The sequence below is a fragment of the Arachnia propionica genome, from assembly GCF_003932785.1.
Classification (GTDB): domain Bacteria; phylum Actinomycetota; class Actinomycetes; order Propionibacteriales; family Propionibacteriaceae; genus Arachnia; species Arachnia propionica_B.
Genome location: NZ_RQYT01000002.1, coordinates 70,319 through 83,488, shown reverse-complemented (window position 1 = coordinate 83,488; position 13,170 = coordinate 70,319). Strand labels below are relative to the sequence as shown.

Sequence of the window (13,170 nt, the reverse complement as noted above, 5' to 3'; positions counted from 1 at the left end):
GTTCCGATGCACCGATCAGCTGACCGGAGCCGGTCCCCGGACGACCTGCTACTCCGGGAGCAACTGCGCGACGGACGGCGGTGCCTCGCAGATCCCTGCCCCGAGTGAGGTCTCGAGAACCTTCCGGGTGACATCCTTCGGCGTGAGTCCCAGTTCCTCGAGGACCTGCTCCCGGGATCCGTGCCCGAGGAACCGCTGCTCGATACCGAAGCACAGCACCGTCGTGGTGGGGGCGGTGGCCGCAAGTCGGCCACGGATCCGCTCCCCCAGCCCACCGACCAGGAGGTTGTCCTCCAGGGTCACGACGAGGTCGTAGCGGGAGGCGAGTTCCAGCAGCTGACGCCCGAGCGGCAGACACCACAGGGGATCCGCGACATCGCTCGTCACACCCTCCGCCGCGAGGCGGGAGGCGACCTCCATCGCCAGACCCGCGAACTGGCCGTGCCCGACGATCAGCACCCGCGCACCACGGTCGATGCGGAGCAGGTCGACCTGATCGCGTCCTTCGCCGAGGCTCTGGACCGCCGGGATCTCGTCGGGAAGCTTCTCCTTCGAGTAACGGACCACGGTGGGGGCGTCGTCGACGGTGACGGCGCGTTCGAGGGCGGCCACGAGTCTCGCCTGGTCGCGCGGGGCCGCGATCTCGATCCCCGGCACCAGCCCCAGCAGCGACAGGTCCCACATGCCGTTGTGGCTGGGTCCGTCGGTCCCCGTCACCCCGGCACGGTCCAGGGCGAAGGTGACGCCCTCCCCGTGCAGGGCCACATCCATGAGCACCTGGTCGAAGGCCCGGTTGAGGAAGGTGGCGTACACCGCCACGACCGGATGCAGGCCGGCCCGCGCCAGCCCTGCGGCCGACACCACCGCGTGCTGCTCCGCGATCCCGACATCGAAGGTCCGCTCAGGGAACGCGGCGGCGAAGCGCGCCAACCCGACGGGGTGGAGCATGGCCGCCGTGATGGCGACCACCTTCTCGTCCCGTTCACCGATGCGCACCATCGCCTCGGCGAACGCGTCCGTCCACGTGGCCTGCACCGCGTCGCTGACGGGCTCTCCGGTCACCTCGTCGATGCGTCCCACGGCATGGAACTGGTCCTCCTCGTGTTCCTCCGCCGCCTTGAATCCCTTGCCCTTGCGGGTGATGGCGTGGACGAGGACCGGGCCCCCGAAGTGCCGGGCCTGTTCCAGGTGCCCGATGACGGCGCGGATGTCGTGCCCGTCGATCGGCCCCGTGTACTTCAAGCCGAGGTCGGAGAACATGCCCTGCGGGGCCAGGACATCCTTGACCCCGGTCTTGAAGCCGTGCAGCAGGTCGTAGACGGGACGTCCCAGGATCGGCATCCGATGGAGCCGACGTTTGATGAAGCTGAGGGTTCGTTCGTAACGCTGGTCGGTGCGGAGCCCGGCGAGGTGATTCGCCAGTCCCCCCACCGTCGGGGTGTAGGACCGTCCGTTGTCGTTGACGACGATCACGATCCTCAGATCGGGCTGGGCCGCGATGTTGTTGAGGGCCTCCCAGGCCATGCCACCGGTGAGGGCGCCGTCGCCCACCACGACGACGACGGTGCGTTCCTCGCCACGGAGACGGAATCCCTTGGCCAGCCCCTCGGCCCACGACAGGGCCGTCGAGGCGTGCGAGTTCTCCACCCAGTCATGTTCCGACTCCGAACGATCCGGGTAGCCGGAGAGACCCCCGCGCTGGCGGAGTCCCGCGAAACCCTCGGCCCGTCCGGTCAGGATCTTGTGGACGTAGGACTGGTGGCCGGTGTCGAAGATGATGGGGTCATGGGGCGAGTTGAACACCCGATGGATGCCGATCGTCAGTTCCACCACCCCGAGGTTGGGGCCGAGGTGTCCTCCGGTGCGGCTGACCCGGTTGATGAGGAAACGGCGGATCTCGTCGGCGAGGTCGTCCAGCTGCTGTCTTGAGAGGGATCGCAGTGCGCGCGGGTCACGGATCTTCTCAAGCAGGGACATGGCGGCAAGTCTAGTGGTCACGCCACCCGGTCGCTGGAAGGCGCCTGCAGCTCGTCCCCTCCGGGTCCCTTCCGACACAGGGGAGGTGCTCGCACCTCCGGGGTAGCCTTGGCTCCATGTCGAGGAGCAGGCCCAACAACTTCCTCAACTTCACCACCTTCATCAACGCCGACGTCGCGCTCGTGACGTGTCCGCGGTGTGGCAACGGTTTCGAGCGTGTGGTGGGGCGACGCATCTCCTGCCTGCACTGTGCCTGGACCCCCGCGCCCGGGCCACGGTGTCGTTGTCAGGGGTGGCGCTGCCCGGATCCAGCGGCCCCTGCCTGGGACCACACCCTCGAGTTGCACTGCCCCCGGTGCGGCAGCGTGCGGGAGGAGGTGCGCCCCCTTCGCCCCGATCACTCCCCCACCCCGCCCATGTGCGCCTGCGGCGCCAGGATGCAGTTGACTCCCCGGGGGCTGAACCGTGACCGGATCCAGGCCGCCCACAACGTGCCTGTGGATCACGACGGTCTCACCGGCCTGCCCTTCCATCTGCGGACCCGTTGCGCCGGACACATCCTGTGGGCCGCCAACCTCGATCACCTCTCGCACCTTGAGGAGTTCGTCGGGGCGGCCCGGCGCCCCCGCAAGGAGCCCGGGGCCCCGCACGATCTGGGCCACAGCCTGCCCCGCTGGATGATCCGGGCAGGCAATCGAGCCGAGGTGCTGGCGGCGCTGACCCACCTGCGCGTGCTGGCGGCGCGGGCCCTGGCGGTTACGACGAGAAAGGACATCGGCACCGGCTGCCGCGTTCGCTGAACCCAGGTCCCGACGGGTGCACCCCATGGCTGAAACCGATGGCATCGCCCGCTCCTATGATCGTGTCATGCCCAGGTTGTTGTTCGTTCCCAGGGATGACGTGCTCGTGTCCTGCCCCCGCTGCGGTGCCGCGGTCCGGGTACGCGATGGCCGGGCCCGATGCTCGGGATGCGCGTGGGTGTGGGAGGCCAGTCCGAGGTGCCGTTGTCAGGGCCCGGGACGGCGTTGCCCCGGCCCCAGCACCCCGGCGATGGAGACCCGGATCGAGTTCCGCTGCCAGTACTGCGGCACAGTCCTCGAGGAGGTCCGGCCACTGCACCGGAACCACACCCCCGACTCCCCCACCTGTCGCTGTGGGACCCTGATGTACGTCCGAACGGCCTGGTACGCCGCGATCGAACCGACCGCCGTCGACCACGACCAGTTGACAGGTCTGCCCTATCATCTGCGCACCGACTGCGCCGGACACACGCTGTGGGCGGCCAACCTCGCCCACGTCGCCTACCTCGAGGAGTTCATCGGGGCCCACCACCGCCCCCGGAAGGAACCGGGCGCAGCCCAGGAACTGGGGCACCATCTGCCACGTTGGATGATCCTCGCGAGGAACCGGGCCAAGGTGTTGCGAGGGCTCACTCGACTGCGTGAAATGGCGGAACGGGCCGCTGGATCACACCGTTGAGCAGCCCGTGCGGACGCAGGAATCCGGGCCACCCCGTCCTCTCATGACTGTTCGAGGGGCGCCCGGACTCCTGACGATGCGCTGGCTCAGGCCTTCGCGAGGTTCCTCAGCACGTAGGGCATGATGCCGCCGTTGAGGTAGTAGCTGCGCTCACCGGGGGTGTCGATGCGCACGACCGCGTCGAACTCGACGACCGTCCCGTCGGCCTTGGTGGCCTTGACGCGGACGGTCCGCGGGGTCACCCCGTTGTTCAACTCGGTGATCCCGGTCACCTCGAAGGTCTCCTCACCATCGAGCCCCAGCGAATCCGCCGAGGTGCCCTCCGGGAACTGCAACGGCAGGACGCCCATGCCGATGAGGTTGGAACGGTGGATCCGCTCGTAGCTCTCAGCGATGACGACCTTCACCCCGAGCAGGGCCGTACCCTTCGCGGCCCAGTCACGCGACGATCCGGAGCCGTACTCCTTGCCCGCCAGGACGACCAGCGGGATGTCCTTGGCAGCGTAGTTCTGCGCGGCGTCGTAGACGGTGGTCACGGGCGCCTCGGCGACGGTGAAGTCGCGGGTGAATCCGCCCTCGGTCCCGGGGGCCACCTGATTGCGCAGCCGGATGTTGGCGAAGGTCCCGCGGATCATGACCTCGTGGTTGCCGCGACGCGATCCGTAGGAGTTGAAGTCCTGCCGCGCCACTCCGTGCCCCGCGAGGTAGAGACCGGCCGGGGAGTCCGCCTTGATGTTGCCCGCCGGTGAGATGTGGTCGGTGGTGACCGAATCCCCGAGCTTGAGCAGCACCCGGGCGCCGTGGATGTCACCCACCGGGGTGGGCTCGACGGGCATCCCGTCGAAGTACGGGGCCTTGCGGACGTAGGTGGACTCCTCGTCCCACTCGAAGACCGCGCCGTCGGGCGTCGGCAGGGAACGCCACCGCTCGTCGCCGCGGAACACGTCGGCGTAACGGGAGGCGAACATCTCCTGGGAGATGGACGAGCCGATCACCTCGTCGATCTCCGCCTGGCTGGGCCACAGGTCACGCATGAAGACGTCGTTGCCGTCCTTGTCCTGCCCGATGGGATCGTTGAAGAGGTCGATGTCCATCGTGCCGGCGAGGGCGTAGATGATGACGAGCATCGGGCTCGCCAGGTAGTTCATCTTGACGTCGGGGCTGATGCGGCCCTCGAAGTTCCGGTTGCCGGAGAGCACTGCCGTGACGGCGAGGTTGTGCTCGTTGATCGCCTTGGACACCTCGGGGATGAGCGGGCCGGTGTTGCCGATGCAGGTGACGCAGCCGTAGCCGACGAGGTTGAAACCGATCGCGTCGAGGTACTGGGTGAGCCCGGCCTTCTCGTAGTAGTCCGTGACGACCTGGGACCCGGGGGCGAGCGAGGTCTTGACCCACGGCTTGCGGGTCAGCCCCTTCTCGACGGCCTTCTTGGCCACGAGTGCCGCGCCCAGCATGACGCTCGGGTTCGAGGTGTTCGTGCAGGAGGTGATCGAGGCGACGGTCACCGCCCCGTTGCGCAGCTCGAAGCTGGTCCCGTCGGCCAGGGTGACCGGCACCACGGCGTCGACGTTGTCGGTGTAGCCCGGCAGGGCCGCGGCGAAGTTCGACCTGGACTCGCTGAGGAGGATCCGGTCCTGGGGACGCTTCGGTCCGGCGATGGAGGGCACCACGGTGCTGAGATCGAGCTCGATGTACTCCGAGTAGACCGGCTCACGGTCGTCCTCGTGCCACAGTCCCTGGGCCTTGGCGTAGGCCTCGACGAGCGCGATCTGCTGCTCGTCGCGCCCGGTCAGTCGCAGGTAGTCGGTGGTCTTGTCGTCGATCGGGAAGACGGCGATGGTGGAGCCGTACTCCGGGCTCATGTTGCCGATCGTTGCGCGGTTCGCCAGCGGAACCTGGGAGACCCCCTCGCCGTAGAACTCGACGAACTTGCCCACGACCTTGTGCTCGCGGAGCATCTCGGTGATCGTGAGGACGAGGTCGGTCGCGGTGGTGCCCTCGTTGAGCTTCCCGGTCAGCTTGAAACCGACGACGCGCGGGATGAGCATGGAGACCGGCTGCCCGAGCATGGCGGCCTCCGCCTCGATGCCGCCCACACCCCAGCCGACGACGCCGAGGCCGTTGACCATGGTCGTGTGCGAGTCGGTGCCGACGCAGGTGTCGGGGTAGGCCTGCAGCACCCCGTCGACCGTGCGGGGGAAGATGACCCGCGCCAGGTGCTCGATGTTGACCTGATGGACGATGCCGGTGCCGGGCGGGACGACCTTGAAGTCGTCGAAGGCGGTCTGACCCCACCGCAGGAACTGGTAGCGCTCGCGGTTGCGCTGGTACTCGATCTCGGTGTTGCGCTGGAAGGCGTCCGCCACACCGAACACCTCCGCGATGACCGAGTGGTCGATCACCATCTCCGCCGGGGAGAGCGGGTTCACCTTGGCCGGGTCCCCACCGAGAGCCGTGACGGCCTCCCGCATGGTGGCGAGGTCGACGACGCAGGGCACACCCGTGAAGTCCTGCATGATGACCCGGGCAGGGGTGAACTGGATCTCGTGGTTCGGCTCGGCCGTGGCGTCCCACGACCCGAGGGCCCGGATGTCCTCCGCGGTGATGTTGGCCCCGTCCTCGGTGCGGAGCAGGTTCTCCAGCAGCACCTTGAGGCTGTAGGGCAGCTTCTCGTGACCCTCGACCGCATCGATGCGGAAGATCTCATAGGTGGTGCCACCCACCTCGAGTGTGGATTTGGCTCCGAAGCTGTTGACGCTCATCGTTCTCCTTTGTTTGCTTCCCGCCACTTATCTTGACATCAAGATACCACCTCGGGTTCCTGAGCGCCAAGGAGCGGTCGGACCCTGCCACCGGGCCCGGGCGACAGTTTAGGCCCTCGGGTTCAGGACGCCGGCTGCAGGACGGCGACACATTCCACGTGATGGGTCATGGGGAACAGGTCGAACGCCCGGATGCTGCTCGGCTCGTACCCGCACTCCCGGAACGAGGCGATGTCGCGTCCGAGGCTCGCGGGGTCACAGGCGACGTGCGCAATCGCCCGGGGCCTCAGCCCGGCGACATGACGCACCACGGCGGATCCCGCCCCTCTGCGGGGTGGGTCGAGCACCACCAGGTCCACCCGTCGTGGCAGGCGCCGCAACGCGCGCTCCAACGATGACGCCAGGAAACGTGCGCCCGGTACGTTCCTCCGGGCGTGCGCAATGGCACCCGGGTCGAATTCGACGCCGAAGACATCGGCCCCGGCAGCCGCCAGACCTCCCGCGAAGAGTCCTGCACCGCAGTACAGATCAAGGGCGCGCTCACCGGCGCGGGGTTCCAATCCGGACAGCACCGCTGTCAGCAGGGTGTCCGCAGCCAGTGGATGCACCTGCCAGAAACCATCGGCCGACACCTGGTGGCTTCGGCCCCCGGCTCGTTGCCGAACGACCCCGGGACCGCGGAGGACCCGGCCATCCGCCAGCACCGTCGTCGCGTCCTCGCTGACGACGACGCTCACCTCGTCATGGCCCTGCCCCCAGTGCCTCAACTCGGCGGGGGGGAGGACCCGGGGCAGCGACGAGGCACCCCTCAGAGGGAAGCGGGACGATGTCATGGGAACGCCGCCCCCTCAGCCCCACCTCTCCCGCCCGGGAGGCGTAACGCATCCGGGTCCGCCATCCGGTGGTGGGGGCCACCGCCTCGACCGAACCTTCCCAGTCGACCGCCGCCAGACGGAAGAGTTGCTCGGCCACGACGGAGCGCTTCAACTCAAGCTGGGTCGCGGCATCGGCGTGCTGCCAGTCGCAGCCGCCGCACTCCCCTGCCACAGGGCACGGCGGCTCCACCCGTCCCGGGGCAGGTTCGATGACGCGTCGCACCACGCCACGGTCGAATCGACGCCCCGACTCGGTGACCTCGACATCGACCAGTTCACCCGGCAGACCACCCGAGACGAAGACGACCTTTCCCTCGACCCGTCCCACCACCGTTCCCTTGTGGGCGACCCGCTCCAGCCTGAGCCTCATGATCTGCGCGCCTGGTTCTCGGGACGCCGCAGCGAACTGCTCAGCTGGTAGGGCACCGAGATCACCATGACCCCTTTCATGACATGAAGCCGGTCCCGGATGAGTCGCGAGGACTGATTGTGAAGGACACGTTCCCACCAGCGCCCCACGACGTAGTCGGGGATGTAGACCGCCACCACGTCACGGGGGTTCTCACTGCGCAGCTCGGAGACGAAACGGAGGAACGGCTGCGTGATCTCCCGGTACGGGGAGGCGATGACGCGCAACGGAATACCGAAGTCCTCCTCGTCCCAGGCCGCCACCACGTCCCGGGTCTCCTCGTTGTCCACGGCGATGGTCACCCCGGTGAGGGTGGTGGCACGGCTGGCCTTCGCGTAGGCGATGGCCTTGGCCGTGGGACGGTTGATGTGTTGGACGAGGACGACGGCATGGACCCGGCTGGGCAGGATCCGATCCGTCCCCGCGTCGAGGGCCAGCTCCTCACGGACCTGGTTGTAGTGCTGGTGCACCTTGAGCATCGCCAGGAAGACCGCGGCCATCGCGAGGAGCGCCAGCCAGGCGCCGTGGGTGAACTTGGACACGAGCACCACCGCCAGCACCGTCCCGGTGCAGGCCGTACCGATGAGATTGATGACCCGGGAGCGCTGCATCCTGGCGCGTTTGCCCCGGTCGAGCTCGGTGCGCAGCGCCTTCGTCCAGTGCCGCACCATCCCCGCCTGTCCCAGGGTGAAGGAGATGAACACGCCCACGACGTACAGCTGGATCAGGGCGGTGACCGATGCGTCGAACACGACGACCAGCAGGATCGCCGCGATGGCGAGGGAGATGATGCCGTTGGAATGGGCCAGCCGGTCGCCACGGGCGTGGAGCTGCCGGGGCAGGTATCCGTCCTTCGCCAGGATCGAGGCCAGTCCGGGGAAACCATTGAAGGGTGTGTTCGCCGCGAGCAGGAGGATCGCGATGGCGGCGAGGACCACCACGTAGAATCCCGGGGCGAACCAGTCCCCGAACACGGTGCGCGCCAGCTGCCCCGTCACGGTGACGGCCGCATTGTGGATGGTGGAGCCGTCCGGGGCGACGTAGTGCGCCCCCGTCAGCTCGTCGATGAGGTGGACATCCGTGAGTCGGGCCAGGGCCACGATGCCGACGAACATGGGCACCGCGATCGCGGCCAGGGTGGCCAGGACCGTCGCCGCGTTGCGGCTCTTCGGGGGGCGGAACGCTGGGACCCCCGCTGCCACCGCCTCCACTCCCGTGAGGGCCGCGCAGCCCGACGAGAAAGCACGCGTGATGACGGCCACGAGCAGCCAGCCCGCGGCGGTCGTGGATCCCTCCGGGTTCACGACGACGAGGTGGGCGGTCTCGCTCCGCAGCGGCTGGCCGAGCACCAGGATACGGATGAGCCCGATGACGACCATCATGAGCATGGAGAACACGAACAGGTAGGTGGGCCATGCGAAGACCCCCGCGGAGGGACGCATGCCACGGAGGTTGATGAGGGCAAGGCATCCGATCACCCCCACCGCGACGGGGGTCTCGATGCCCTCCAGCCAAGGCAGGATCGCCTTCGCCTGGAGCACGCCGGCGGAGACCGAGACCGCCACGGTCAGCACGTAGTCGACCAGCAGCGCGGAGGCCACCGTCACCGCGGCGTGGCGGCCCAGGTTCGCGGCCGCGACCTCGTAGTCCCCGCCGCCGGACGGATAGGCCCGGACGGTCTGTCGGTAGGACAGCACCACGATGGCGATGACGAGACCCACCGCCAGACCGATCTGCCATGAGAAGAGATAGCCGGTCATACCGGCGAGGGCCAGCGTGATGAGGATCTCGTCCGGGGCGTACGCCACTGAACTCAACGCGTCGGAGGCGAAGACGGGCAGTGCGAGACGGCGGGGCAGCAGCGTCTCCCCCAGTTGAGAGTTCGACAGCCTCCTCCCAACCAGCACGCGCTTCAGTCCCGCGACAATGTTCACGAGGCCCTACGGTAGACCCATCGCCGGAGGATTGCGATAACGTGCTGGCCATGCACATCGTCATCATGGGCTGCGGGCGGGTGGGCTCGATGCTGGCGCGGGGGCTGGAGAGACGAGGTCACTCCGTCGCCGTCATCGACGTCACGGTCGAGGCCTTCCGTCGCCTCGGCAGCGACTTCCAGGGCATCACCGTGAAGGGTGTCGGCTTCGACCGTGAGGTGTTGGAGGCCGCCGACATCCGACACGCCGACGGCTTCGCGGCCGTCTCGAGCGGGGACAACTCCAACATCCTCGCCGCCCGGGTCGTGAGGGAGCAGTACGGGGTCGACAACGTCGTGGCCCGCATCTACGACCAGGGCCGGGCCGCCGTCTACGAACGTCTGGGCATCCCCACCGTCGCCACGGTGCGGTGGACCGTCGGCCAGGTGATGCGGCGACTCCTTCCCGAGGGCAGCGAGCCGGTGTGGCGCGACCCGTCCGGCACGGTGCGGTTGCTGCAGGTCCACGTGCATCACGGTTGGGTCGGCCAGCGTGTCCATGCCCTGTCACAGGCGGCCCAGGCCCCCATCCCCTTCCTCAGCCGCACCGGCCGAGGAATCGTGCCTGACTCGGAGACCCGTTTCCAGGACGGGGATCTCATCTTCGTGGCATGTGAGACGGAACGCACCGACGCCGTCGAATCCCTCTTCGCCGCTCCCCCCGCCCGCAACTGATCCAGGAGTTCGTCATGCGAGTCGCCATCGCCGGGGCCGGCAACGTCGGCCGATCCATCGCCCGGGAACTCATCAGCAACGGTCATCAGGTCCTCCTCATCGACAAGGACCCCAACGCCATCAAACCCGATTCCGTGCCCGGGGCGGAGTGGTTCCAGGCCGACGCCTGCGAGGTCCAGAGCCTCGAGGATGCCGAACTGGACAACTGCGACGTGGCCATCGCGGCCTCCGGCGACGACAAGGTGAACCTGGTTCACTCGCTGCTGGCGAAAACGGAGTTCGGAGTGCCGAGGACCGTGGCCCGGATCAACCATCCCGGTAACGAGTGGATGTTCGACGAGACCTGGGGCGTTGACGTCGCCGTGTCCACCCCCCGCATCATGTCCGCACTCGTGGAGGAGGCCGTTGCCACCGGCGAGCTGGTTCGGCTCTTCACCTTCAACAAGTCGACGACGAACCTGTCCGAGATCCGGCTGCCGCAGAACAGCCCGTTCGTCGGCCGAAGGATTCGGGACGTGGAGTTGCCGCGGGAGGTCGTCCTGGTGGCCATCATCCGCGACGGGGTGCCCATCGTTCCCGAACGGGACGCCGCCCTGGAGGCCCTCGACGAGATGCTCTTCGTCGTCAGTCAGGACGCGGAGGCAGAGCTGAGTGCGATGTTCGCCGTCGTGGAGGAGTACTGACCAACAGCTGCGGCCCGCGTCAGGTCCCCACCTCCCCCACCGGGTCAGGGGCAGGGCCCACACCGCTCTCAGCTGACGATCTCGAACTCCGGGTTGTACATCACCGGCCCGTCGTCCCGGGAGCACACCCGCCCGGAGACCACCAGGTTGCACCCCGGCTGGATGCACTCGAGACGCCGTGGCCCCATCCAGACGAGTCCGAGATTCCCCGTGCCGTCCGACAGCTGGGCCTCCATACCGCCGGAGGGCATCCTCGAGATCCAACGCACCGTGCCCCGGACCTTCACCCGGGCCCGCTCCTGGCACTGGGACAACGGACAGGCCCCCGAGTCGTGGGCCCGCTCCTGGAGATCCTCGTCGTCCAGTTCCTCGGGACTCGCGAAGACACGCCTGATCCGGTTCAACAGCCCGGTCCTCCGGTCATTCATCATCCCTCCCCGGTCGGGACGGACAGCGTGATGAGGCTCCCGGGGGCAGCCGCATTGGTGCCGCGACGCACCACGAGGTTCCCGAAGCACTCCTCGAGGGCCACGGTGGCGTCCTCGTTGTCGGGTTCGAGGGCAGCCTTGCCGACGACGACACCCCGCAGCATCCATCCGGGGCCGGCAACCAGCCACGTCCGGGACAGGTGCAACGCATCGCGCCCCTCGGGGTCCTTCACCGGCTGGGTCCGACGGATCTCGACGCCGAAGGGCCCCTCGTGCAGGGCGACCGAGCCGCCACCCCTCCCCGTCGCCTCGGTGATCTCGTCACGCACCTCGGCCAGCATGGAGGAGGAACGCGGCCCCGCGAACAACGCCACCTCCATCGCGGAGACACCGTCGCCCACGATGACCGCCTGCACCTTCTCCCGTGACTGGTCCACCTGGAGCTGCAGGGACATCCCCTCGAAGGGGGTCACCACCAGGGCGCCGAGATCGAGGCGCTTGACGTCGTCGGCCTCGAGGTCGACCTCGTTGATGTCGAAGGGACCCTGATCGCGGTCGAACTCCTCGTCGATCGTCGTCCACTTCTCGTTGCTGTCTGCCATGCTGCTCCTCGACTCAGGCCTTACCGGTTGAACCATAGCCATCTTCCCCGCGGACCGTCTCATCCAACTCCACGACGGGCACGAACTCTGCCCTCAGGAACGGCATGACGACGAGCTGGGCGATGCGTTGGCCAGCCAGAATGACGACAGGATCGACGGGATCCAGGTTGACCAGACACACCTTGATCTCCCCTCGGTATCCGGAATCCACGACCCCTGGGCTGTTGACGATGCTCAGTCCGTGACGCGCGGCCAGCCCCGAGCGGGGTGTGATCATCCCGAAGGTGCCCTCCGGCAGGGCGGCCCGCACCCCCGTTCCGACCAGCGCCCGTTCCCCTGGCGCCAGTGTGACGTCGTGGGTGGCACGCAGATCCGCGCCCGCGTCCCCCGGCCGGGCGTACCCGGGCAGGCTCCCGGGATCGCTGAGTACCACCGGTACTGGTGTCCCTTGCACCCAGTCAATGTAGCGCGGAGTCCGGCCGGGACGGGATAATGGCCATCGGCCCAACTGTGAAAGGACTGCTCATGGCTGTTGAGGAGAAGCTGATCTGGAAGCTCTACGCGGGTGCTGTCGGGGCCCTGACCACCCTCGTCGCCCAGAAGCTGGTCACGAAGGCCTGGGAGGCCGCGACGGGGGACGTCCCACCGGACCCGAACGATCCCGAGACCCCCCTCATCCACGCCGTCATCTGGGCGGCTGCCAGCGGGTTGGGCGTCGGCATGGCCCAGCTGACGATGAATCGGTTCATGCACAACCGTTGGCAGGCGGCGACGGGGCACAAGGGACCCGGCCGCCTGCGCACGAAGATGGACATGTGACAGCGGTTGACGCGGGGCGCTGGAGGAGCATCACTCCTCCGGCGCCCCGTTTGTCACACGCAGTCCACGCAGTACTGGAGATTCCCCTTGGACTCGGCCAACTGGCTCATGGACTTCACCAGGAAGCACGAGGCGCAGGTGAACTCGTTCGCCTGCCGGGGCAGGACCCGCACCGTGAGCTCCTCGTGGGACAGGTCAGCCCCCGGGAGCTCGAAGGATTCCGCCGCCTCGACCTCGTCCTCGTCAACCTTGCCCGAGTTCTTGTCGTTTCGGCGCGTCTTGAGTTCCTCGAGCGAATCCTCGCTCATCTCCTCTTCACTCTTGCGTGGCGCGTCGTAGTCGGTGGCCATGGGCGGTCCCTCCTGTGTGCCTGTTGTGCAATCCCTCGAAATCGATCGGGGTATGTGTATCACATCCTGCGCGGCGCGCAAGTCCAAGGGTTGACGGCTGTCTGCTGGTAGGTTGGTTGACCAGACGTTGAGGGAGAAC

At 67.9% G+C, this 13,170-nt stretch carries 12 protein-coding genes and 1 pseudogene; 5 read left to right on the top strand and 8 right to left on the bottom strand.

Features of this window, described 5'->3' with window-relative positions; translation table 11 throughout:
* Positions 1-48 precede the first annotated feature (48 nt).
* Positions 49-1,977: a 1-deoxy-D-xylulose-5-phosphate synthase gene (gene dxs, locus EII35_RS01660; protein ID WP_125226727.1), complete on the bottom strand. Its 1,929-nt coding sequence runs from the start codon at positions 1,975-1,977 to the stop codon at positions 49-51.
* Between the two features lie 116 nt (positions 1,978-2,093).
* Between dxs and EII35_RS01655 the strand changes: the two genes are divergently transcribed.
* Positions 2,094-2,777 (top strand): hypothetical protein, encoded by a 684-nt coding sequence (locus EII35_RS01655; protein WP_125226726.1) that lies wholly within the window; start codon positions 2,094-2,096, stop codon positions 2,775-2,777.
* A gap of 67 nt (positions 2,778-2,844) precedes the next feature.
* The gene (locus tag EII35_RS01650; protein ID WP_125226725.1) at positions 2,845-3,456 is read left to right on the top strand and encodes a hypothetical protein; all 612 of its coding nucleotides are present in this window, start codon (positions 2,845-2,847) and stop codon (positions 3,454-3,456) included.
* 86 nt (positions 3,457-3,542) lie between these two features.
* On the opposite strand, the gene acnA is transcribed toward EII35_RS01650, so the two are convergent.
* From acnA to EII35_RS01635, 3 genes and pseudogenes are all read right to left on the bottom strand, one after another.
* Positions 3,543-6,218: an aconitate hydratase AcnA gene (gene acnA, locus EII35_RS01645; RefSeq protein ID WP_125226724.1), complete on the bottom strand. Its 2,676-nt coding sequence runs from the start codon at positions 6,216-6,218 to the stop codon at positions 3,543-3,545.
* A 122-nt stretch (positions 6,219-6,340) separates the two neighbouring features.
* Positions 6,341-7,463, bottom strand: a pseudogene (locus EII35_RS16605) (class I SAM-dependent RNA methyltransferase).
* Positions 7,460-9,436, bottom strand: a complete 1,977-nt coding sequence (locus EII35_RS01635) for an APC family permease (protein WP_125226723.1) — start codon at positions 9,434-9,436, stop codon at positions 7,460-7,462. Before EII35_RS01635 ends, EII35_RS16605 begins: the two are co-directional and overlap by 4 nt.
* Before the next feature lie 50 nt (positions 9,437-9,486).
* Between EII35_RS01635 and EII35_RS01630 the strand changes: the two genes are divergently transcribed.
* The gene (locus EII35_RS01630) at positions 9,487-10,149 is read left to right on the top strand and encodes a potassium channel family protein (protein ID WP_125226722.1); all 663 of its coding nucleotides are present in this window, start codon (positions 9,487-9,489) and stop codon (positions 10,147-10,149) included.
* A gap of 14 nt (positions 10,150-10,163) precedes the next feature.
* Positions 10,164-10,832, top strand: a complete 669-nt coding sequence (locus EII35_RS01625) for a potassium channel family protein (RefSeq protein ID WP_125226721.1) — start codon at positions 10,164-10,166, stop codon at positions 10,830-10,832.
* Between the two features lie 68 nt (positions 10,833-10,900).
* On the opposite strand, the gene EII35_RS01620 is transcribed toward EII35_RS01625, so the two are convergent.
* From EII35_RS01620 to dut, 3 genes are read right to left on the bottom strand one after another with little or no spacing between them, the layout of a single operon-like run.
* On the bottom strand, positions 10,901-11,236 hold the full coding sequence (locus tag EII35_RS01620) for an OB-fold nucleic acid binding domain-containing protein (RefSeq protein ID WP_125226720.1): 336 nt from the start codon (positions 11,234-11,236) through the stop codon (positions 10,901-10,903).
* Between the two features lie 23 nt (positions 11,237-11,259).
* Positions 11,260-11,862: a DUF3710 domain-containing protein gene (locus EII35_RS01615; protein WP_185744106.1), complete on the bottom strand. Its 603-nt coding sequence runs from the start codon at positions 11,860-11,862 to the stop codon at positions 11,260-11,262.
* Positions 11,863-11,875: 13 nt separating this feature from the next.
* Positions 11,876-12,316 carry a dUTP diphosphatase gene (gene dut, locus EII35_RS01610; RefSeq protein WP_125226718.1) on the bottom strand — a complete coding sequence of 147 codons (441 nt, stop codon included), beginning with the start codon at positions 12,314-12,316 and terminating at the stop codon, positions 11,876-11,878.
* A 71-nt stretch (positions 12,317-12,387) separates the two neighbouring features.
* Here dut and EII35_RS01605 point away from each other — a divergent pair, with 71 nt between their 5' ends.
* On the top strand, positions 12,388-12,681 hold the full coding sequence (locus EII35_RS01605; protein WP_125226717.1) for a DUF4235 domain-containing protein: 294 nt from the start codon (positions 12,388-12,390) through the stop codon (positions 12,679-12,681).
* 53 nt (positions 12,682-12,734) lie between these two features.
* Here the strand turns inward: EII35_RS01605 and EII35_RS01600 are convergent, their stop codons facing one another.
* Positions 12,735-13,031: a DUF4193 domain-containing protein gene (locus tag EII35_RS01600; protein WP_124841875.1), complete on the bottom strand. Its 297-nt coding sequence runs from the start codon at positions 13,029-13,031 to the stop codon at positions 12,735-12,737.
* Positions 13,032-13,170: the final 139 nt, after the last annotated feature.